The sequence below is a fragment of the Pseudomonas sp. KH_050 genome, assembly GCF_057838875.1.
In genome coordinates this window covers 700,685-722,209 of the sequence record NZ_CM174478.1, presented here as the reverse complement: position 1 = coordinate 722,209, position 21,525 = coordinate 700,685, and the positions used below count along the sequence as shown (strand labels likewise).

Below are 21,525 nucleotides of genomic sequence, written 5' to 3'. Positions count from 1 at the left end.
CTCGATCACGCATCCGGTTGGGCCTGGAATGGCGTTTCTTTATCCGTGCGTTCCTTGGTGCCCCAGGCGGCGATACCGACCTTGAGCGCATAGAACAGGATGCTGAACACCACGAACAGGAACAATGCCGTCAGGGTCGCATTGGTGTAGGCGTTGTAGATCACATGCTGCATCTGTTCGATGCTCTTGGCCGGCGCCAGAATCTGACCGTTGGCCAAGGCATCGCTGTACTTCCTGGCCAGAGACAAGAAGCCGATCGCCGGGTTGGCGTCGAACAGCTTGATGAAGCCGGCGGTGGTGGTGCAGATCAGCAGCCACACGGCGGGCAACATGGTGACCCAGACGTAGCGTTGGCGTTTCATTTTGATCAGCACGACCGTCGCCAGCATCAGCGCGATACCCGCCAGCATCTGGTTGGAGATACCGAACAGTGGCCACAGGGTGTTGATGCCGCCCAACGGATCGATCACGCCTTGATACAGCAGGTAACCCCACATCGCCACGCAACCAGCGGTCGCGATCAGGTTGGCGGTCCAGGATTCAGTACGCTTGAGCGCCGGAACGAAGGAACCGAGCAAGTCCTGGAGCATGAAGCGCCCGGCACGGGTGCCGGCATCGACTGCGGTCAGGATGAACAGCGCCTCGAACAGGATCGCGAAGTGGTACCAGAACGCCATGGTGTTCTCACCCGGCAGCAGCGTGTGCAGGATCTGCGCGATACCGACCGCCAGGGTCGGCGCACCGCCGGCACGGGCCAGGATGGTGGTTTCACCGATGTCCTTGGCCACGGTTTGCAGGGCTTCCGGAGTAATCGCGAAGCCCCAGCTGCTGACTGTCTGGGCCACCGCAACCACATCGCCACCGACGATAGCCGCGGGACTGTTCATCGCGAAGTAGACGCCCGGTTCGATTACCGAGGCGGCCACCATGGCCATGATGGCCACGAAGGACTCCATCAGCATGCCGCCGTAACCGATGTAGCGGGCATGACTTTCGTTAGCCAGCAGTTTCGGGGTAGTTCCGGAGGCAATCAGCGCGTGGAAACCCGACACCGCACCACAGGCAATGGTGATGAACAGGAACGGGAACAGCCCGCCCTTCCAGACCGGTCCGGTGCCGTCGGTGAACTGGGTCAGCGCCGGCATTTTCAGCTCGGGCATGGTGATCAGAATGCCGATCGCCAAGGCAACGATGGTACCGATCTTGAGGAAAGTCGACAGGTAGTCGCGCGGCGCCAGAATCAGCCACACCGGCAGGACCGCGGCCACAAAGCCGTAGCCGATCAGCATCCAGGTGATCTGGATTCCGGTGAAGGTGAAGGCTTTGGCCCACACCGGATCAGCGGCAATTTGCCCGCCCAGCCAGATTGAACCCAACAGCAACAGCACCCCGACAATCGAGATTTCACCGATGCGGCCCGGGCGGATGTAGCGCATGTAAATGCCCATGAACATCGCGATCGGAATGGTCGCCATCACCGTGAAAATGCCCCACGGGCTCTCGGCCAGGGCCTTGACCACGATCAGCGCCAGCACCGCGAGGATGATGACCATGATCAGGAAGCAGCCAAACAGCGCGATGGTGCCGGGGATACGGCCCATTTCTTCACGGACCATGTCACCCAGGGAGCGACCGTTGCGTCGGGTCGACATGAACAGGACCATGAAGTCCTGAACCGCACCGGCCAGCACCACCCCGGCAATCAGCCAGAGCGTGCCGGGCAGGTAGCCCATTTGCGCCGCCAGCACCGGGCCGACCAGCGGCCCCGCGCCCGCAATGGCCGCGAAGTGGTGACCGAAAAGGATGTGTTTGTTGGTCGGCACATAGTCCAGGCCATCATTGTTGAGCACTGCGGGAGTGGCCCGAAGCGGATCGAGCTGCATCACATGGTTAGCGATGAACAGACTGTAGTAACGATAAGCAACCAGATAAATGGCCACTGCCGCGACCACAATCCACAAGGCGTTGATCGCCTCGCCGCGGCGCAAGGCCACTACGCCCAGGGCACAGGCTCCCAGGATTGCCAGCAGCAGCCAAGGTAAGTGGCGGAGCAGGCTATTATTATTTTTCATCTTTTTTATTCCAGCCAGGGTGGACTTGAGATAAAGCCAAACCGAGTTTAGCCCCGATTACACCAAAGGCCATACCCTAGTGCGAAGCACTTCGACGTCGCCAGTAGCGACTCTGGCAAATGCCGGTCTATAGTCAGCGCACATCAAGAGGATTGCGCCATGAGCGACCACCCTGCAGATCGCCGCCGCTTCAAACGTTTTGCCTTCGATGCAAAAACCGAACTCAGCCAGGGGCAAAATCGTTGGCCGGTGCAGTTGATTGATCTGTCGCTCAAAGGTCTGCTGGTCCAACGCCCAGATCCCTGGACGGGTGATGAGGCGCAACCTTTCGCAGCGGATATACATTTGAGCGACGACGTCGAAGTCAGGATGGACGTAAGCCTGGCCCACGACGATCACGGCCGGCTGGGTTTTTTCTGCCTGCACATCAACCTCGAATCGATCGAACACCTGCGAAGGCTGATTGCGTTGAATCTGGGGGATGCAGAAGAGCTGGAGCGGGAACTGGGAGCGCTGATCGAAGTTTGATCACCGCTCCAGTTTGCCAGGTGACTATGCGAACAACGCGTCCAATGCCTGCTCAAGGCGAGTCACAGCAATAATTTCCAGCCCGGGCGGCGCCTCTTTCGGCGCATTGCCCTTGGGTACGATGGCCCGCTTGAAGCCGTGCTTGGCGGCTTCTTTCAGCCGTTCCTGACCGCTGGGCACCGGCCGCACCTCGCCAGACAGTCCCACTTCGCCAAACACCAGCAGATCATGGGGCAACGGCCGGTTGCGCAAACTGGACATCACCGCCGCCATCAAGGCCAGGTCGGAAGCCGTTTCCAATACCTTGACCCCGCCGACCACGTTGAGGAAGACATCCTGATCGTGAGTAGGGATGCCACCATGTCGATGCAGCACTGCCAGGAGCATGGCCAGTCGATTCTGATCCAGGCCCAGGGTCACTCGACGCGGGTTGGCCAGGTGGCTATCGTCCACCAGCGCCTGGACTTCCACCAGCATCGGCCGGGTGCCTTCCCATGTTGCCATCACCACACTGCCCGGCACTTCTTCCTGCGCTCGAGTCAGGAAAATCGCCGACGGGTTGGAGACTTCCTTCAACCCTTTGTCGGTCATGCCGAACACGCCCAGTTCGTTGACTGCACCGAAGCGGTTTTTCACCGCCCGCAGCAGACGCAGGCGACCATCCGATTCGCCTTCGAAATACAGCACGGTATCGACCATGTGCTCCAGTACCCGCGGCCCGGCCAGTGCGCCCTCTTTAGTGACATGACCGACCAGGAATATCGCGGTGCCACTCTGTTTCGCGTAACGCACCAGCAACGCCGCACTCTCGCGCACCTGAGAGACACCGCCGGGTGCCGATTGCAGCTGTTCGGTGAAGATCGTCTGGATCGAGTCGATCACCATGACTTTCGGCTTTTCTACCCGCGCCGTGGTGATGATGGTCTCGATGCAGGTTTCAGTCATCACCCGCAGCTTGTCCTGAGGCAGTCCCAGGCGACGGGCACGCATGGCCACTTGCTGCTGGGATTCTTCACCGGTGACGTACAGCGCCGGCATACGTATCGCGAGACTGCACAAGGTCTGCAACAAAATGGTCGACTTGCCGATGCCCGGATCGCCACCGATCAGCACCACCGAACCGTCCACCAGACCACCGCCCAGTACTCGGTCGAGTTCACCGGATGCCGTGGAAAAGCGCGGAATCTCTTCGACGCTGACTTCGGCCAGGGTCTTGATCTGAGCCTGCTGCCCGGTCCAGCCGGTACGACCGCTGGGGGCCGCTGCGCCACCGCTTTCCACCATGGTTTCGGTCAGCGTGTTCCAGGCGCCGCACTCGCCGCACTGGCCTCCCCACTTGGGAAAGGTTGCGCCGCACTCGGTGCAGCCGTACATGCGCTTTGCCTTGGCCATCGGAACTCCAACGAAAAACCGCGATGATAGCTCAGCTGGCAGCGATCAGCGCGGTGCAGCGGTGCGGATTTCGCCATTGGCCAGGCGCGTAGCGCTATTGCCCACCGGGTCCTCGGCATGCAGGTCAGCGCCCTTGGCCGCCAGCGCATCGAGCAGTTCCACCCGTTTGAACAAACCGGCATACATCGCCGCCGTCTGCCCCGCACCATTGCGTTGATCCGGATTGCAGTCGACTGACAAGAGACGACGAGCGATCTGCACCTCACCTTTGAAAATGGCCCCCATCAGCGCCGTATTACCCCGCTGATCCTGAGTACAAGCGTCAGCACCGGCCGTCAGCAAGCGTTCCACTGCCGCGGCGTGGCCGTGGTAGGCCGTCAGAATCAGCGCGGTATAGCCCTTGCTGTCCTGGGTGCCAAGGGAATAGCCCGCCTCGATAAAACTATCGAGCATCTGTACGTCACCGCGACGAGCGGCGTCGAAGTAGTAGTTCTGCAATTGCGCTTTAAGCGCGACGGAGTCTTCGGCCAATAGAGTATTTGCCTTCGACTCGGCACAAACACTGAATGACAGACCGCTTAACAGCAGGGATAACAGGTAGACACGCATGAGTTGGCTCCTCCACTTCGCCATGACCTCACGCCACCCTGGCGTGAGGTCGTTTGAAGCCACCGGGATCAGTCCACCAGCTTGTCCGCAAGTGCTTTGACGCGGGTCAGATTTCCCTGGGCGACTGCGGCCACGCCGGCGCCGTATTCCGGATCAGCCTTGTAGAGGAAAGACAGGATGATGTGCTTGCTTTCATCGTCCGTGGTGGCCAGCGAACCACCGAAACTCTCGATCAGGTCCTTGCGCTGCGTCTTGCTGAACGAGCGATAAAGATCACCCGCTTGCTTGAAGTTTTGCTCACGGCTTATTTTTGCCTGTTGCGTGCTGCCAGTCAGTGCCTGCTGGCTATAGCGCGCGCTTTGCAGCTCCTCACGAGGCGCCAGACGACTCGGCTGATAGTTCACCCCTGTACTGCTCTGACCGATATTCAGTGCTCCATCCTGATTGCCATTGTTCACCGCAATCCTGGGTGCATTGATCGGTAATTGCATGGCGTTGGCCCCGAGGCGATACATCTGGGTATCGGCATAAGAGAATACTCGCCCCTGCAGCAACCGATCTTCCGACGGTTCTATACCCGGAACAAGGTTGGCCGGAGCCATGGCAACTTGTTCAGTTTCCTGAAAGACATTATTCGGATTACGGTTCAATACCATTTGTCCAACTTTTCGCTCTGGTACGCCAGGCCAGATCTTGGTTGCATCCAGTGGATCGAAGTCAAATTTGTACAAATCTTGCGGTTTTAGAATCTGGACGTACAAATCCCACTTGGGGAAATCGCCTTTATTGATATGAGCCACCAGGTCATTGGTCATATGACTGTAATCCTGTCCCTGAACTTCAGTGACCGTTTTTGGCGTCAGATTGTTAATGCCTTGCAAACTCTTCCAGTGAAATTTGACGTAATGAACGTTGCCGTTGGCGTTGATCAACTTGTAGGCATGTACACCATTGCCGTCCATTTCTCGATAGCTGGCGGGAATACCCGAGTTGGAATACAACTCTGTCAGCGTGCGAGTGGCTTCCGGAACATGGGAAAAAAAGTCAAAGCGTCGTGAGTCATTATCCAGATTGGTACGCGGATCCGGCTTGAACGCGTGGACCATGTCCGGGAACTTGATAGCGTCGCGAATGAAGAACGTTGGAAAATTGTTGCCCACCAGATCCCAGTTGCCGTCCGCGGTATAGAACTTCGTGGCAAAACCTCGCGGATCGCGCAACGTTTCCGGTGAATGACTGCCATGCACTACCGAGGAAAAGCGAACGAATACGGGTGTTCTTTCACCTGCGGCAAATACCTTGGCTTTGGTCAGGTCTGCGAGATTGTCGGTTACCGTGAACGTCCCATGGGCACCGGTACCACGGGCATGCACCACACGTTCGGGAATACGTTCGCGATCGAAACGCTGGAGCTTTTGCATCAATTGAACGTCTTGCAGCAGCACCGGGCCGCTTGCGCCGGCGGTTTGCGAGTTCTGGTCATCGCCCACTTGCGCACCGTTATCACGGGTCAGTGGAGTGGCCTGAACGGAAAAGGAGAGCAGGCTGACGGTCAAAATGCCCAAGGTGCTACGCAGGGGAAAAGCCCCGAGGCCCATGGTGGTGTTCATACGAAATTCCTCTGGTTTTATAGGGCGCATCCAGGTGCGCCCACATAGAGGCTAGTGACCGGGGAGGCCAAACATAAATAGAAAATTCGTAAGAATATGATTGAGTAAAGCTTCTGGGAATGCCGGATTAGAAAGGTTAGTTCCCGTGCGCCTGATAGCACTTTACGAATTATTTGTCGTTATGCAGATCGATTACAGGCAGCACTGTAAACAGGTGTTTCGAGCAGGATACCTTTTACTGAATTACACTGCTTTCACCAACCTCATCTGTAACAAGGAATAACCTATGGGCGTGATAAGTGAGTTCAAGGCCTTCGCGGTCAAAGGCAATGTGGTCGATATGGCCGTCGGTATTATCATCGGTGCGGCCTTCGGCAAAATCGTTTCGTCATTTGTAGGCGACGTGGTGATGCCGCCCATTGGTCTGCTGATTGGTGGGGTGGACTTCAGTGATCTGGCGATTACGCTCAAGGCCGCCCAAGGCGATGCACCGGCGGTGGTGCTGGCCTATGGCAAATTCATCCAAAGCCTGATCGACTTCGTGATCGTCGCCTTTGCGATTTTCATGGGTGTCAAAGCCATCAATCGACTAAAACGCGAAGAGGCCGTCGCGCCAACCCTGCCACCGGTTCCGACCAAGGAGGAGGAACTGCTGGTAGAGATCCGCGACCTGCTCAAAGTGCAGAACAACAGACCCTGAACGGACCTGTCGCCGTGGTAAAAGGCGCCATCACGGCGCCGTTTACCAGTAATTCTCTACCGCAACCTGCCCGGGCCGGCGACTCAGGCTTAGCCGCATATCGCGCGTTTTAAGCAGTTTGCGCGTGTCATCGATCATTTGCGGGTTACCGCAGAGCATCACCCGCGAATGCTCGGCCGTCAGCCCCACACCAGCCACACGTTCCAGTTCGCCATTCTCGATCAGCCGGGTGATCCGCCCGTTCAACGCCCCTGGCTGCTGCTCGCGGGTGACTGTCGCAATGAACTGCAGCTTATACCCGTACTCTGCCAGGTACTCGCGCTGTGCCAGCCCGGCGATCAACTCCTGGTAGGCGAGTTCTTGTGCTTCGCGCGCGCTGTAGACAAGGATGATTCGCTCGAATTTTTCCCAGACTTCGAAGTCTTGAAGGATCGACAAAAACGGTGCGACTCCGGTACCTGTGGCCATCAACCAGAGATCACGGCCGTCGGCAAACCGATCCAGGGTCAGAAAACCGAACGCCTGCCGGTCGACCAGCAACGTGTCGCCCTCGACCAAGCGACTCAGCTCACTGGTGAACTCGCCACCTGGCACCACGATGGAGAAGAACTCAAGAAATTCGTCATGAGGTGAAGAGACCATGGAATAGGCCCGCCAGACTACGCTGCCATCGGCTTTGCACACACCCAGGCGCGCGAATTGCCCAGCCTGAAAGCGGAAGCCGGAATCTCGCGTGGTACGCAGAGTGAACAGGCCTGGGGTCAAGGGCTGAACGTCGAGCAGGGTTTGCCGGGTGAACTTTTCGGCGCTGGCGGTCATGGGGCGCTCCTAGGGTCAGGTAACCCCAGTGTCTCGCAAAGGCCGGCAGAAAAATACCGTGAGTTTGTAGTGTTATAGCCGCCCTATGGAGGAGTTCATTCAGCCAGATTGAACAAACTTAAACTAAAATAATTAACTAACTATTCCGCTGTAGCGGAAAAACCTTAAGAACAGCTTCTGCTATACAATTCTTCACAAATAATGACTTATTGCCATCAGTGCTGGATGGTAATTCAGCTAAACACAACGCCGGCATGCTAAATGATAAGTAGCATGCCAAAAAACCTGACTTTATTTACCGGTCTTAGAAGCAAATAAGAACCCAACAATCCATTTCAAGAAGAAAATACTCACTCTAAACACGTAAGACATGTCCTACACTCGTTTTTCGGATTTCGGATCCAATATCAGCACCCCGAAGCACACACAGGGAGAGTCGTATGGACATCTGGACGGAAGCCCAGCTTCGAAGGTTGAATCAAGAGCATGATTTACACGCTGTCTTTGAAATAGCCTTGAATTTGACTCGCGAAATAGGCTTTGAGTTTTGCGCGCTCACAATGAACGCTCACTCACATCATCACCCGACACGGGCCCTGAGAATCAACAATTACTCGAGCGACTGGAACGAAAAATACGAAGCTTGCAATTACGTGGCACTCGATCCAATTGTTCAGCATTGCAATCAATCGGTGATTCCCATCGTCTGGAATGTTCAGGACTTCGCCAACACCCCTGCCTATTGGGAGGACATGCAAAACCAAGGCATGCTCCACGGAATTTCGCAGTCAGTGCATGACCCCCGCGGGGTCTGCAGCATCCTGAGCCTTTCTCGAAGCCATGAGCCCATCAGTGGCAGCGAACTCTATGAGAAGGCCGCCCACATCATCTGGCTTTGCCATGCCTTGCACACTGCCGTAGTGGAGCAGTTGCTACGTGACTCCCCCTTTCGAACCTCCGGCAGTTTATCCCCCCGGGAAACCGAAGTCCTGAAATGGTCAGCCGAAGGCAAGACCGCCTCGGACATCGCAACCATTCTCAACCTCTCGGAACGGACCGTGAATTTCCATGTGAGCACTGCAATAAAGAAGATGGGGGTCAACAATAAGATCGCAGCCGTCGTCCATGCGGTAATGGAGGGATTGTTTAACCCATACTGTACGACAGCTACAAATACAGCTACAGCTACAGCTCCACGGAGGCGCGCTGCGCAAATCGATAAAACCTGCAAGTAATCCAGAAGAAAAAAACGTACCATTTACCACCCTATCCGAGTGATGACGCGAGTTGCCCGGCACCGCGATGCAGTTCACTCAGACAGTCCCGCAAGCCCCCTGCCGCCCAGGCCCTGCGGGACCCCGTTGATTACCCAGAGTCCCCGCCCCATGCCCCTGCTCGAAAGCCCCTTCACCCAGCTCGACCTGATCCGCCAGCCTGAACAACAGAATGAACCCTTGCAGGCCTTTGATGCAGCCGATGAATACCTGCTCAATTATCTGGCTGAGCAACAGCCGGCAGCAGATACCCGGGTGTTGGTGCTCAACGACAGTTTCGGCGCTCTGGCCGCCAGCCTGGTCGGGCATGTACAGATCATCAGCAGCGGCGACTCGTTTCTGGCCAGCCAGGCATTGGAAAAAAACCTGGTGCGCAACGGCCGGGCCTTCGACGCCGTGTCGTTCGTTCCCGCCAGCGCAATGCTGGCCGGACCATTCGACCGGGTGCTGATCAGGGTGCCGAAGACCCTGGCCTTGCTGGAAGAACAGCTGATTCGCTTGCAAGACCAACTGGCTCCCGGGGCCCAAGTGATTGCGGGCGCCATGGTCAAGCACCTGCCCCGCGCCGCTGGCGATTTGCTGGAACGTTATATTGGTCCGGTACAAGCTTCGCTGGCGATGAAAAAGGCCCGCCTGTTAATCGCCACCTCCGAAAATAAAAAACCGAGCGTCTCGCCCTACCCGACTCGCTACACCCTCGATGAGCCTGCGATCGAATTGTTGAACCATGCCAATGTGTTCTGCCGCGAAGGGCTGGATATTGGCACTCGGGCGTTTCTCCCGCATCTGCCGAGAAACCTTGGTAACGCACAGGTTGCGGATCTGGGATGTGGTAACGGCGTACTGGCCATCGCCAGTGCGCTGCAAAACCCTCAGGCCCGGTACACGCTGGTCGACGAATCCTTCATGGCGGTGCAATCGGCGAGCGAAAACTGGCGCGCGGCCCTTGGCGAGCGCGAAGTGATCGTCCGCGCGGGCGATGGCCTGGCTGGACAAGATCCGCAATCGCTTGACGTCGTGCTGTGCAACCCGCCATTTCACCAGCAACAGGTGGTCGGCGATTTCCTCGCCTGGCGGATGTTTCAGCAAGCCCGCGAAGCACTGGTGGTTGGCGGCGCACTGTATATCGTCGGCAATCGTCATCTGGGTTATCACAGTAAACTGGCGCGACTGTTCCGCGGCGTCGAGCAAGTGGCGGCCACGCCCAAGTTCGTGATTCTCAAAGCACGGAAATAACCAATCCCGTTTCTCACGGCTGTACACCTTGGTGGTAGGAGCTGCCGAAGGCTGCGATCTTTTGATCTTGGTTTAGCGGCGACCCTGGAAGGATCGCAGCCTCGTTTCACTCGTCAGCTCCTACGGAATTGCGTACATCCTGCAAATCAAAAAAAAACCCTCCGATGGAGGGTTATAAATCCGTGCCGCAAGGCAACGGGATGGGATTGGGTATGGCGAATATCAGTGTGTGCTCAGCCCGGCGGCGTTCATGAACATGCGCATCAGGCCGGCAACAATGGCCAGGGCCAGCACGCTGCCGGTCCAGATCACCGCCAGCCAGCCGAGTCGCTGCCAGAGCGGTTTTTTCTCGGCCTGTTCGATTTCCTGCAAGGAATGTTTACCGGTCATTGCCTGGAATCCTCTCTGGGGTTCGGTGGTACCTAGTGTGGGAAAGATCAAGATCAAAAGATCGCAGCCTATCGGCAGCTCCTACCTAGTGATACCCATCTTCGTGGGTGACCTTGCCGCGGAACACGTAATAGCTCCAGAAGGTATACCCCAAGATGAACGGGATGATAAACAGCGTGCCGACCAGCATGAAACCCTGACTTTGCGGCGGCGCGGCGGCGTCCCAGATCGAGATCGACGGCGGCACGATGTTCGGCCACAGGCTGATACCCAGGCCACTGTAGCCAAGGAATATCAGCACCAGGGTTAGCAGGAATGGCGTGTAATGGGCATTGCGGGCCACAGCGCGGATCAGACCATACATGGTCACCAGCACCAGAATCGGCACCGGCAGGAACCAGAACAGGTTCGGCAAGGTGAACCAGCGCTCGGCGATATCGGCATGAGCCAGCGGTGTCCAGATGCTGACGATGCCAATCACCGCCAGTACCACGAAGGCCAACGGCCGCGCCAGGTCATGCATCTGCTCCTGCAGCTTGCCTTCGGTCTTCATGATCAGCCAGGTGCAACCCAGCAACGCATAAGCCACCACCAATGCCGCACCACAGAACATTGTGAACGGCGTCAGCCAGTCCAGTGAACCGCCGGCGAACTGGCGGTTGACCACCGGAAATCCATCGATAAACGCACCCAGCGCCACGCCCTGGAAGAAGGTTGCGGCGATCGAGCCACCGATGAAGGCCTTGTCCCAGAGGTGGCGTTTGTCGTCTCTGGCCTTGAAGCGAAACTCGAAGGCCACGCCGCGAAAAATCAGCCCGATCAACATGAAAATCAACGGCAGGTACAGCGCCGAGAGCACCACCGAATAGGCCAGCGGGAAAGCGCCGAACAACGCCGCGCCGCCCAGTACCAGCCAGGTCTCGTTACCGTCCCAGACCGGCGCGACGGTGTTCATCATCACGTCACGGTCGCTCTTGCCCTTGATGAAAGGGAAGAGGATCCCGATGCCAAGGTCAAAACCGTCCATGACCACGTACATCATGATGCCGAAGATGATGATCACGGCCCAGATCAGCGGAAGATCAATACCCATGATTCAAATCTCCTTGTTCAGGCTGTGGCTGTGATCGCCTTCACCGTTGTCGTCGGCTGCGGACAGCGGACGGGCCGGCGTGCGTTTCTGCCCAGGACCACCGTCGTTGGTTCCCTTGCCTTCGTTGATCTTCGGCCCTTTGCGCACCAGGCGCATCATGTAGCCCAGACCGGCACCGAACAGCGCGAAATAAACCACCACGAACAGAACCAACGTGATGCTCATCTGCATGAAGCTGTGATTGGAGGAAGCATCCGCCGTGCGCATCAAACCGTAGACCACCCACGGCTGGCGGCCGATTTCAGTGGTGAACCAACCGGCGAGGATTGCGATCAGGCCAGACGGGCCCATCCACAATGCCAGGTAGAGGAACGGGCGCGAGGTATACAGCTTGTCGCGCTTGCGCAGCCACAGGCTCCACAAACCGGTGAAAATCATCAGGAAGCCAAGGCCGACCATGATCCGGAACGACCAGAACACAATCGTCGAATTCGGCCGGTCTTCAGGTGGGAATTCCTTGAGCGCCGGTACCTGTTTGTCCAGGGTGTGCGTGAGGATCAGGCTGCCCAGGTACGGAATCTCTACCGCGAATTTGGTCCGCTCTTCTTTCATGTCCGGCCAGCCGAACAGAATCAACGGAGTCGGTTCATCGCCATGGTTTTCCCAGTGGCCTTCAATCGCGGCAATTTTCGCCGGCTGGTGCTTAAGCGTGTTGAGGCCGTGGAAGTCACCGATGACGGCTTGAATCGGCGCCACGATCAATGCCATCCACATGGCCATCGAGAGCATGGTGCGGATCGCCGGGTTGTCCTTGCCGCGCAGCAAGTGCCAGGCCGCCGAGGAGCCGACGAAGAAGGCGGTAGCGACAAACGCTGCAGTCGCCATGTGCATCAAGCGATACGGGAACGACGGGTTAAAGATCACCGCCAGCCAGTCCACCGGAATCACTTGGCCATTGACGATTTCATAGCCTTGCGGCGTCTGCATCCAGCTGTTGGACGCGAGAATCCAGAAGGTCGAGATCAGGGTGCCGATGGCCACCATGACCGTGGCGAAGAAGTGCAGATTGCGTCCGACCTTGTTCCAGCCGAACAGCATGACGCCAAGGAAACCGGCCTCAAGGAAGAACGCTGTCAGTACCTCGTACGTCAGCAACGGACCGGTCACGGAACCGGCGAAGTCCGAGAATCGGCTCCAGTTGGTGCCGAACTGATAGGCCATGACCAAACCGGAAACCACGCCCATGCCGAAATTGACGGCAAAGATCTTCGACCAGAAATGGTACAGATCGCGGTAAGTGTCGTTGTTCGTCTTCAGCCACAGGCCTTCGAGCACCGCCAGGTAACTCGCCAGGCCAATGGTGATGGCCGGGAACAGGATGTGGAACGAAATGGTGAACGCGAACTGAATTCGGGCGAGATCAAGTGCCTCCAAACCGAACATAAGTCTTCCTCTGTCAGGTAATACCGGCTGCCGGCTAAAGGCCTGCACCCACGGCCCCCACGGATATGGAGTGCGGCGAATTCAAATTCGTTCTTTTTCAAACAGCACAACGCAGGGATTCTGGCCATCTGGCCATCAGAACTTTTCCGAAATGGAATTGATCTGGATCAAGCAACGTTCAAAGAGTAGTCCCATTTCCCGGCCTGGACTGTGTGGTCTTTTGTCGCGTGACAGGTTGCCTCACCATGCGCAATGCCAGTTACAGAACCGAACACTGTGGCGAGGGGACTTGCCCCCGTTGGGGTGCGAAGCCCCCCCAAACCCGATCACCTCATTTCCTCAGGCATACCGAGTCAGCCGGTTTACGACTGCTTCGCAGCCGAGCGGGGGCAAGCCCCCTCGCCACAGGGGAACATCGTCACGTTCTAAATAGGTGTCTAGCTAACTAAATTTCCTGAGACTGCAACTTCTGGTTACAGCTTGCTGATAATCTTGCCCTTCCCCCGGCCCAGACCTGTCTTCAGATGCCTAGCCAAACCCCGCTGCTGTTGCGCCATCATCGCCCTTTCATTGCGTTCTGGCTGGCTCGGGTGTTTACCGCCAGTGGTTTCCAGATGCTCACCGTGGCCATCGGCTGGAACCTCTACCAACTGACCGGCAATGTCCTGGACCTCGGCTGGGTCGGGTTGGTGGAGTTCGCACCGCGGGTGCTGTTCATGCTCCACACCGGGCATGTGGCAGACCGTTATGACCGACGCAAGGTCGCGGCCCTCTGCCAGTCCCTGCAAGCCTTGATCGCCCTGGCGCTAGTCATCGGCAGCGCCACCGACAACGTCACTCGGGAAATGATCTTTATCCTCGCGTTCCTGCTGGGTGCCGCCCGCTCGTTCGAAATGCCGACGACTCAAGCCTTGCTGCCGACTATTGTCCCCAGCGCACTGTTCCCGCGAGCCGTTGCGGCGTCACAGTCGGCCCAGCAATCGGCGACCATCGTCGCGCCGGCCCTGGGTGGTTTGCTTTACGCCTTCGGCAGCGTCTGGGTCTATGGCCCGACAGTGCTTTTGTACCTCATTGCCTGCCTGCTGATGCTCAACCTGCCGGCCCGGCAAACGCCGCTGAACAAAGGCAAGGCCACGCTCGACTCGCTGCTGGCGGGGATTCGCTTCATTCGCAGTCGCCCGGATATTCTCGGGGCGATTTCCCTGGACCTGTTTGCCGTCCTGCTGGGCGGTGCGACAGCGCTGCTGCCGGTATTCGCCAAAGACATCCTGCTCACCGGGCCCTGGGGTCTTGGATTGCTGCGCTCCGCCCCTGCGGTCGGTGCCTTGTTGATGTCGTTGTGGCTGGCGCGTTTCGCCGTGGAACGCCAGGTCGGGCGAATCATGTTCACCGCAGTCGGCGTGTTCGGTGTCGCGACTATCGCCTTTGGCCTGTCGACCTCGTTCTGGTTCTCTCTCGCGGTGCTGGTGGTGCTGGGCGCGGCGGACATGATCAGCATGGTGATCCGCGCCTCCTTCGTGCAACTGGAAACCCCGGACGAAATGCGCGGCCGGGTCAGCGCTGTGAATGGATTGTTCATTGGTGCTTCGAACCAGTTGGGCGAGTTCGAATCCGGAGTGACCGCTCATTGGTTGGGTACCGTGCCGGCGGTGGTGCTCGGCGGGATCGGCACCCTGGTGGTCACCGGGGTGTGGGTCAAGCTGTTCCCATCCCTGGCCAGGCGCGACCACATGCAGGTGCCAGCAGAGGTAGTAAAAGCCTAAGACAGCTTGTCGAGGGTGATGGGGAAGTCCCGCACCTACTTGCCAATGCCCATGCACAATCCGCCGCACCCTGGCGAAACCCTTCTGGAGGATGTATTACCCGAACTCGGCATTACCATCACCGAACTGGCCCACCGGCTGGGCTATGCGCGTCCGCACTTCTCCAGGGTTTTGCATGGCCATGCGCCGATCAGTCCGGACCTGGCGGTTCGCCTCGAGCGTGCTGGTATTGGTAAGGCGCGGACATGGCTAGGTGTTCAGGCCGACTACGACCTCTGGCAAGCCGAGCACCGCGAGCAGCCGATCATCGAACCTATTGCTGTCCATGCCTGAATGCCGCTAAACCAGCAAATCCCCTGCCACCGCAGCCCGTTTGCCCTTGCCACACAATTTCTCCACCAGGGTCAGAGCCAACTCCAGCGTCGCGCCGGAGCCCTGGGCAGTGATGCAGTTGCCGTCCACCACGATCGGCTGGTCGATGAAGGTACAGCCGGACAAATAATGGCTGACCATTGGCAGGCAGGTCATGCGTCGCTGGCGCAGAACGCCGTAAGTCTGCAAGGCCACCGCCGGGGCCTCGGCGATGCCTGCGAACAGGCGTCCCGCCGCCGCCTGGTCCTTGACCAATTGCAGCAAGGGTTGATGGGCCGCCAAATGCTGGACGCCAACCATTCCTCCGGGCAATACGATCAAGTCGAAATGCTGTGCCAGCACATCCATCAGCATGCCATCGGCAGTCACCCGGGTGCCGCGGGCGCAGGTGAGCATGCGCCGCGCCTCGATGCTGGCCACTACCACTTCTATTTTGGCGCGGCGCAACACATCGATCAGGGTCACGCTTTGCAGGTCGTCGATGCCTTCGGCGAGGGTGATCAGGGCTCTAAAGGTCATGGGCTGTTTCCACACTAGGTTTGTTAAAGCGTAGTCAGCTTTTCCCGACAAAGGTCCGAGCAGTTCGATTACTTGATGTAGATCTGTGCCGATAGAGTGTTTTGCGGTGGATTGATCGATGTATTGCTGAAAGTAAAATGGCCTTGCTGCTTACCGGCCAGATCGAAGATGTAGAGATAGCCGACGATTTTCGCCGTGGAGGAGCATTCCACCAGTTTGTCGTTAGCGTTTGCGCAAACCCGCGTACGAGTACCGTCCACACCGAGCCCATCCAGCGCAACCCGCGGCTCCCGGCCATAGCCCTGCTCCAGCACGTAGACCTTGATATTCGGCCCCTTGTGATCGCAGCGCGTCTGCACCTGGTCTTGCGCCATATCTTCAAAACCACAGGCCGGCGATTCGACCTTGAGAACCCTGACCTCAGTCAACGGCGCAGCCGAGGCCGCCAAGGCCGCTTGCACGCTCATCAGCAAGGCCCCCAGCAGCCCAAGGCCGAAAACCACACTGTTCTTTGTGCAATACATATCTACCCCCAAAACCTGCGCGCAGTATGCCCCACTCCCTGCCATGGCAAAACAACGCCGACGATCGCAGCCATTCGCGCACGCTGCTGGTATGATGCGCGGCTTTTTCCGACCCACAGAAAATCCACAGGTGCTTCAAGTCGTCTGTGCTTTGCTATTCAGGTCGATACATTCACGGCGCCCGGTGCGCCACGGGGAGCAGACATGCTGGAAAGGCTGTTTCAACTCAAGGAACACAACACCAACGTGCGGACCGAGATTCTTGCGGGCCTCACGACCTTCCTGGCCATGGCCTACATTCTGTTCGTTAACCCGAGCATCCTCGGCGAGACCGGCATGGACAAGGGTGCGGTGTTTGTCGCGACCTGTCTGGCGGCGGCCATCGGTTCGACCGTGATGGGCCTGATCGCCAACTACCCGATCGCCCTGGCGCCGGGCATGGGCTTGAACGCCTTCTTTACCTACACCGTGGTCCTGAATATGGGCCATACCTGGCAAGTGGCATTGGGGGCGGTGTTCATCTCAGCGGTGATGTTTTTCCTGTTGTCGATCTTCCGCATTCGCGAATGGATCATCAACAGCATCCCGCTGGCGTTGCGCTCGGCAATTGCCGCGGGTATTGGTTTGTTTCTGGCGCTGATCGCCCTGCATAACGCAGGTATCGTGGTCGGCAACCCGGCCACCATGGTTGGCCTGGGCGATCTGAAACAACCGGCTCCGATCCTCGCCACTCTCGGTTTCGCCCTGATCGTCGCCCTTGAAGCGCTGAAGATTCGCGGCGCGGTGCTGATCGGCATCCTCTCGGTGACTATTGTTTCCATTGCGCTGGGCTTCACCCCGTTCGGCGGCGTGATGTCGATGCCGCCATCGCTGGCGCCGACCTTCCTGCAACTGGACATCATGGGCGCGCTGGACATCGGACTGGTCAGCGTAATCTTCGCCTTCCTGTTCGTTGACCTGTTCGACAACTCCGGCACGCTGATCGGTGTGGCCAAACGCGCCGGGCTGATGGGCAAGGACGGCCACATGCCGAAAATGGGCCGTGCGTTGATCGCCGACAGCACCGCGGCCATGGCCGGTTCCTTGCTGGGCACCTCGACCACCACCAGTTACATCGAATCGGCAGCAGGCGTCAGTGCCGGTGGCCGTACCGGTTTGACCGCCGTTGTCGTGGCGATCCTGTTCTTGTTGGCGCTTTTCTTTTCGCCACTGGCCGCCAGCGTTCCAGCCTTCGCTACCGCGCCAGCCTTGCTGTTCGTCGCGGTATTGATGACCTCCGGCCTGGCTGAAATAGACTGGGACGACATCACCGTTGCCGCGCCTGTGGTCGTCACCGCCCTGGCCATGCCGTTCACCTACTCCATCGCCAACGGCATTGCCTTCGGCTTTATTTCCTGGACCGCCATCAAGCTGTTGTCCGGTCGTGGCCGTGAACTGAACTCGGCGCTGGTGATTCTGTCGATTCTGTTCGTGATCAAGTTGGGTTGGTTCAACGCATGAGTGCTCCGTCTTTCGATTCCGGGTCCTACACCCTTCAGTTCGATGAAAAAACTGCGCGCCTGCGCGAGTTGCTGGCGCCTTTCGATGCGCCCGAGCCTCAGGTGTTCGATTCACCGCTGAAAAATTACCGGCTGCGTGCCGAATTCCGCCTTTGGCGCGAAGACGGCCAGCGCCACTATGCGATGTTCGCTCCGGGGGACAATCGCACGCCGATCCTGATCGAAGAGTTCCCGATCGCCAGCCTGCGCATCAATCAATTGATGCCGCAGCTCAAAGCCGCGTGGCAAGCCAGCGCAGCCTTGAGTCACAAGCTGTTTCAGGTGGATTTCCTGACCACCCTGGCGGGTGATGCGATGATCACCCTGTGCTATCACCGCCCACTGGACGAGCACTGGCAAGTGGCTGCCAAGCAGCTGGCCGCCGATTTGAATGTCAGCGTGATCGGCCGCTCCAAGGGCAAACGTGAAGTAATCGGTCGCGATTATGTGGTCGAGAAATTCGACGTCGGCGGCCGCATGTTCAGCTACCGCCAACCAGAGGGTGCCTTTACCCAGCCAAACGGCATGGTCAACCAGAAGATGCTCAACTGGGCTTTCGAGGCTCTCGGCGAGCGTTCCGATGATTTGCTCGAGTTATATTGCGGCAACGGCAACTTCACCCTGCCGCTGGCGACCCGCGTACGCAAAGTGCTGGCCACCGAAATCAGCAAGACGTCGGTGAATGCCGCCCTGAGCAACCTCAGTGAAAACGCAGTGGATAACGTCAGTCTGGTGCGATTGTCCGCCGAAGAACTGACCGAAGCGCTGAATGAGGTTCGCCCGTTCCGCCGCCTGCACGGCATCGACCTCAAGAGCTACGAGTTCGGCAGCGTGTTCGTCGACCCGCCGCGCGCCGGCATGGACCCGGACACCTGCGAGCTGACCCGGCGCTTCGAGAATATCCTCTATATCTCGTGCAACCCGCAAACCCTCGCGGCCAACATCGCGCAACTGCATGACACCCACCGCATCACCCAATGTGCGATGTTTGACCAGTTCCCGTGGACCCATCACATGGAGTCCGGGGTGTTGTTGACCCGACGCTGAAACCGATCTGACAAACAAAACAGCCGTCGTAATGACGGCTGTTTTGTCTGGAGCATTCGGGCTGTTCAAAGAGCCACATCGACCTTGCGCGGACGACCACCCTTCTTGCCGTTGGCACGCGCCGCCTGGGCTTTGGCAATGCTGCTCTGGCGACCATTACGAGAAGCGACCACTACCGCCGCCATGTCCATCAACGGCTTGCTGGCCGATATCAGACCGGCAATGGAAACCTGTAAGTCCCGCGCCTGATGACAGATCGCGGTACCTGCAAAACCTACTTCCAGGCTGTCGAAATCCGCGACGGTGAAATCATCGAACTCTGGGTAGTTCTTTATCGGTAGAAGAATTCTGCTGTCGTCTGCAAAACCGATCGACAGGCACTGCTCCTGAAATTTCACCGTGGTCGCATTCACCCCACCACTGCGGCGCGCCTGGCCACGCTCTATCGCCTGATCCAGAACAGCCTCGGTCACCGGCCGGTCGATATGCGCCTTGGCCTTTAGCGTTTTCATAATTCGATCTCCACCCCGTCCGGCGCTTCAAGCAGCCCCAGCAGGGTTCTATTTCCTTCTATCTCATAGCGAGCAGACTCAATCAGATAAGTCGTGCCCCCAGATCCCTTCGTTGCAACCACTTCATCCGCCAGCCAATCCCATGACTGATTGTCCAGGCAGACCGTACTTAATCTGCTCCACCAGACTCTGCGAGCCTGCTGCAAATGGGCAGGTTGTTTCAGTTCCTGGCGTAGCCTCTCAAGCACCGCCAGAGGGGGTCGACGCGAATAAGGAATGACATCCCAGAGTTCGACGCCGTTGTGCCAGAAGCTGAATTTGAAACGGGCACTCCATCTGCCGCCGTCCACATGCACGTGAGGCGGACAATGTTCGTCGCGCAGCATGACCACCATCACCAATCCTTTGTACTTGCATACCTTCATGCTAACCCATCCGTTAGGTTTATAAATCCGTAAAGCCCGTTTTTCGTCGATGATCCGACGGCTGGCAGTTTTTCCATACCCCTATCCGGTCTTGAGATTAGTTCTGGCGACGGGCAACGGCTCTCGCCTCAGGCCGCAAAGTAGTAAGCATTCCTTACAAGCTTGCCCTCGGCGCTGCAGCTGAATGTCCGATCAGCGAACACTTCTTTGCGTCCTTCCCCGTTTACGGCCGTACTGCAATTGACCGTATTAACTAGTTAGTACATTTTATCTCCGCAGGCTGATCCTCTCGGCCAAAGCCAAAAACAACAATGGAGATACCCCATGCCACCTATCGTTCTGGTGCTCAATGGCCCAAACCTGAACTTGCTCGGTACTCGCGAGCCAGCGACTTATGGTCGTGAAACCCTGGCGGACATTTCGATCTTGTGCGGCCGCGCCGCAGAGGAGTTCGGTCTGGCCGTGGAGTTTCGCCAGACCAATCACGAAGGCGAGTTGCTCGACTGGATTCACAGTGCCCGCGGCCGCTGCGCCGGGATCGTGATCAACCCGGCAGCCTGGACCCACACTTCGGTGGCGATCCGCGATGCGTTGGTGGCGAGCGAACTGCCAGTGATCGAGGTACACCTGTCCAACGTCCACGCCCGCGAGCCGTTCCGTCATCACTCGTTCGTATCAGCGATCGCCACGGCGGTGCTCTGTGGATTCGGCAGCAATGGCTATCGCCTGGCGCTGGCGCATTTTAGCCAGCGGTTGAAGGGGTGATCGATATGTCGCGAAACAACAGTGTGCTGGCAGGACTGATTGGCGCGGGAATCCAGGCCTCGCGCACACCAGCGCTGCACGAACACGAAGGCGATGCCCAAGGCCTGCGCTACCTCTATCGGCTGATCGACCTGGATCAATTGAAGCTCGACAGTAGCGCCCTGTCCGACCTGCTGATGGCCGCCGAGCGAATGAGTTTCACCGGGCTGAATATCACCTTCCCATGCAAGCAAATGATCCTGCCATTGCTCGATGAACTCTCAGCGGAAGCCCGCGGTATCGGCGCGGTGAATACCGTGGTGCTCAAGGATGGCAAGCGCATCGGTCACAACACTGATTGCCTGGGTTTCGCCGAGGGTTTTCGGCGCGGCCTGAAGGGCGTCGCCCGCGAGCGAGTGGTGCAGATGGGGGCTGGCGGTGCGGGGGCAGCGGTGGCCCATGCGTTGCTGAGCGAAGGTGTGCAACAGCTGAGCATTTTCGATGTGGAAACCAGTCGCGCGCAAAGCCTGGCAGACAATCTCAACAAGCACTTCGGTACCGGCCGCGCCCATTCAGGAAGCGATCTGCCGAGCGCACTGGCGCAAGCCGATGGCCTGGTGAACACCACACCGATGGGCATGGCCAAGCTGCCTGGAATGCCGGTGCCAGTGGAGTTGCTGCACGCGGCCTTGTGGGTCGCGGAGATCGTCTACTTCCCCTTGGAAACCGAACTGCTGCGCAACGCCCGTGCGTTGGGTTGCCGCACACTGGATGGCGGCACCATGGCGGTGTTCCAGGCGGTGAAAGCATTTGAATTGTTCAGTGGGGTGGCGCCGGATGCGCAGCGGATGCTGGAGCATTTTCAGAGCATGAATGGTTGAAAAGCAAAGATCGCAGCCAGCTCCTACAAACGGC

The 21,525-nt window shown here is 58.1% G+C and carries 22 protein-coding genes; 10 read left to right on the top strand and 12 right to left on the bottom strand.

The window, feature by feature from the left end:
- Positions 1-5: 5 nt before the first annotated feature.
- Positions 6-2,072, bottom strand: coding sequence for a carbon starvation CstA family protein (locus AC3IUA_RS03310; RefSeq protein ID WP_489359108.1), 2,067 nt, complete (start codon positions 2,070-2,072; stop codon positions 6-8).
- Positions 2,073-2,231: 159 nt separating this feature from the next.
- Here AC3IUA_RS03310 and AC3IUA_RS03305 point away from each other — a divergent pair, with 159 nt between their 5' ends.
- Positions 2,232-2,600 carry a PilZ domain-containing protein gene (locus AC3IUA_RS03305; RefSeq protein WP_489359107.1) on the top strand — a complete coding sequence of 123 codons (369 nt, stop codon included), beginning with the start codon at positions 2,232-2,234 and terminating at the stop codon, positions 2,598-2,600.
- 24 nt (positions 2,601-2,624) lie between these two features.
- Here the strand turns inward: AC3IUA_RS03305 and radA are convergent, their stop codons facing one another.
- The 3 genes from radA to AC3IUA_RS03290 form a co-directional block, all read right to left on the bottom strand.
- On the bottom strand, positions 2,625-3,992 hold the full coding sequence (gene radA, locus AC3IUA_RS03300; RefSeq protein ID WP_489359106.1) for a DNA repair protein RadA: 1,368 nt from the start codon (positions 3,990-3,992) through the stop codon (positions 2,625-2,627).
- Positions 3,993-4,037: 45 nt separating this feature from the next.
- Complete coding sequence (locus AC3IUA_RS03295; RefSeq protein WP_489359105.1) at positions 4,038-4,601, bottom strand: ankyrin repeat domain-containing protein; 564 nt, start codon at positions 4,599-4,601, stop codon at positions 4,038-4,040.
- A 68-nt stretch (positions 4,602-4,669) separates the two neighbouring features.
- Complete coding sequence (locus AC3IUA_RS03290; protein WP_489359104.1) at positions 4,670-6,211, bottom strand: catalase; 1,542 nt, start codon at positions 6,209-6,211, stop codon at positions 4,670-4,672.
- A gap of 286 nt (positions 6,212-6,497) precedes the next feature.
- Here AC3IUA_RS03290 and mscL point away from each other — a divergent pair, with 286 nt between their 5' ends.
- Positions 6,498-6,911 (top strand): large-conductance mechanosensitive channel protein MscL, encoded by a 414-nt coding sequence (mscL, locus tag AC3IUA_RS03285; protein WP_489359103.1) that lies wholly within the window; start codon positions 6,498-6,500, stop codon positions 6,909-6,911.
- Positions 6,912-6,953: 42 nt separating this feature from the next.
- Here the strand turns inward: mscL and AC3IUA_RS03280 are convergent, their stop codons facing one another.
- Positions 6,954-7,730 carry a ferredoxin--NADP reductase gene (locus tag AC3IUA_RS03280; protein WP_489359102.1) on the bottom strand — a complete coding sequence of 259 codons (777 nt, stop codon included), beginning with the start codon at positions 7,728-7,730 and terminating at the stop codon, positions 6,954-6,956.
- 440 nt (positions 7,731-8,170) lie between these two features.
- On the opposite strand from AC3IUA_RS03280, the gene AC3IUA_RS03275 reads away from it, so the two are divergent.
- Complete coding sequence (locus AC3IUA_RS03275) at positions 8,171-8,965, top strand: LuxR family transcriptional regulator (RefSeq protein ID WP_489359101.1); 795 nt, start codon at positions 8,171-8,173, stop codon at positions 8,963-8,965.
- 150 nt (positions 8,966-9,115) lie between these two features.
- On the top strand, positions 9,116-10,240 hold the full coding sequence (locus tag AC3IUA_RS03270; RefSeq protein WP_489359100.1) for a methyltransferase: 1,125 nt from the start codon (positions 9,116-9,118) through the stop codon (positions 10,238-10,240).
- 222 nt (positions 10,241-10,462) lie between these two features.
- On the opposite strand, the gene AC3IUA_RS03265 is transcribed toward AC3IUA_RS03270, so the two are convergent.
- The 3 genes from AC3IUA_RS03265 to AC3IUA_RS03255 all read right to left on the bottom strand — a co-directional run bounded on the left by AC3IUA_RS03265 (position 10,463) and on the right by AC3IUA_RS03255 (position 13,166).
- Entirely contained in the window at positions 10,463-10,630 is a 168-nt protein-coding gene (locus tag AC3IUA_RS03265; protein WP_489359099.1) for a DUF2474 domain-containing protein, read from the bottom strand.
- An 85-nt stretch (positions 10,631-10,715) separates the two neighbouring features.
- Positions 10,716-11,723: a cytochrome d ubiquinol oxidase subunit II gene (gene cydB, locus AC3IUA_RS03260; protein WP_489359098.1), complete on the bottom strand. Its 1,008-nt coding sequence runs from the start codon at positions 11,721-11,723 to the stop codon at positions 10,716-10,718.
- A gap of 3 nt (positions 11,724-11,726) precedes the next feature.
- Positions 11,727-13,166, bottom strand: coding sequence for a cytochrome ubiquinol oxidase subunit I (locus AC3IUA_RS03255; protein ID WP_489359097.1), 1,440 nt, complete (start codon positions 13,164-13,166; stop codon positions 11,727-11,729).
- A gap of 524 nt (positions 13,167-13,690) precedes the next feature.
- On the opposite strand from AC3IUA_RS03255, the gene AC3IUA_RS03250 reads away from it, so the two are divergent.
- Both AC3IUA_RS03250 and AC3IUA_RS03245 read left to right on the top strand, forming a co-directional pair.
- Positions 13,691-14,929 carry an MFS transporter gene (locus tag AC3IUA_RS03250; protein WP_489359096.1) on the top strand — a complete coding sequence of 413 codons (1,239 nt, stop codon included), beginning with the start codon at positions 13,691-13,693 and terminating at the stop codon, positions 14,927-14,929.
- A 45-nt stretch (positions 14,930-14,974) separates the two neighbouring features.
- Positions 14,975-15,262, top strand: coding sequence for a HigA family addiction module antitoxin (locus tag AC3IUA_RS03245; RefSeq protein ID WP_489362219.1), 288 nt, complete (start codon positions 14,975-14,977; stop codon positions 15,260-15,262).
- Between the two features lie 6 nt (positions 15,263-15,268).
- Here AC3IUA_RS03245 and AC3IUA_RS03240 read toward each other — a convergent pair whose 3' ends face one another.
- Positions 15,269-15,820, bottom strand: coding sequence for a DJ-1 family glyoxalase III (locus AC3IUA_RS03240; RefSeq protein ID WP_489359095.1), 552 nt, complete (start codon positions 15,818-15,820; stop codon positions 15,269-15,271).
- 68 nt (positions 15,821-15,888) lie between these two features.
- Positions 15,889-16,344: a DUF4879 domain-containing protein gene (locus AC3IUA_RS03235; protein ID WP_489359094.1), complete on the bottom strand. Its 456-nt coding sequence runs from the start codon at positions 16,342-16,344 to the stop codon at positions 15,889-15,891.
- Between the two features lie 204 nt (positions 16,345-16,548).
- Here AC3IUA_RS03235 and AC3IUA_RS03230 point away from each other — a divergent pair, with 204 nt between their 5' ends.
- Both AC3IUA_RS03230 and trmA read left to right on the top strand, forming a co-directional pair.
- Positions 16,549-17,844, top strand: coding sequence for an NCS2 family permease (locus AC3IUA_RS03230; protein WP_489359093.1), 1,296 nt, complete (start codon positions 16,549-16,551; stop codon positions 17,842-17,844).
- Positions 17,841-18,929, top strand: coding sequence for a tRNA (uridine(54)-C5)-methyltransferase TrmA (gene trmA / locus AC3IUA_RS03225; RefSeq protein ID WP_489359092.1), 1,089 nt, complete (start codon positions 17,841-17,843; stop codon positions 18,927-18,929). The genes AC3IUA_RS03230 and trmA overlap by 4 nt, the downstream gene beginning before the upstream one ends.
- A 65-nt stretch (positions 18,930-18,994) precedes the next feature.
- Here the strand turns inward: trmA and AC3IUA_RS03220 are convergent, their stop codons facing one another.
- Both AC3IUA_RS03220 and AC3IUA_RS03215 read right to left on the bottom strand, forming a co-directional pair.
- On the bottom strand, positions 18,995-19,441 hold the full coding sequence (locus AC3IUA_RS03220; RefSeq protein ID WP_489359091.1) for a DUF2442 domain-containing protein: 447 nt from the start codon (positions 19,439-19,441) through the stop codon (positions 18,995-18,997).
- On the bottom strand, positions 19,438-19,866 hold the full coding sequence (locus AC3IUA_RS03215; RefSeq protein ID WP_489359090.1) for a DUF4160 domain-containing protein: 429 nt from the start codon (positions 19,864-19,866) through the stop codon (positions 19,438-19,440). Before AC3IUA_RS03215 ends, AC3IUA_RS03220 begins: the two co-directional genes overlap by 4 nt.
- Before the next feature lie 324 nt (positions 19,867-20,190).
- Here AC3IUA_RS03215 and aroQ point away from each other — a divergent pair, with 324 nt between their 5' ends.
- Together aroQ and AC3IUA_RS03205 are read left to right on the top strand one after the other, a co-directional pair.
- Positions 20,191-20,631 (top strand): type II 3-dehydroquinate dehydratase, encoded by a 441-nt coding sequence (gene aroQ / locus AC3IUA_RS03210; protein WP_489359089.1) that lies wholly within the window; start codon positions 20,191-20,193, stop codon positions 20,629-20,631.
- A gap of 5 nt (positions 20,632-20,636) precedes the next feature.
- Positions 20,637-21,491: a shikimate dehydrogenase gene (locus tag AC3IUA_RS03205; RefSeq protein WP_489359088.1), complete on the top strand. Its 855-nt coding sequence runs from the start codon at positions 20,637-20,639 to the stop codon at positions 21,489-21,491.
- Positions 21,492-21,525: the final 34 nt, after the last annotated feature.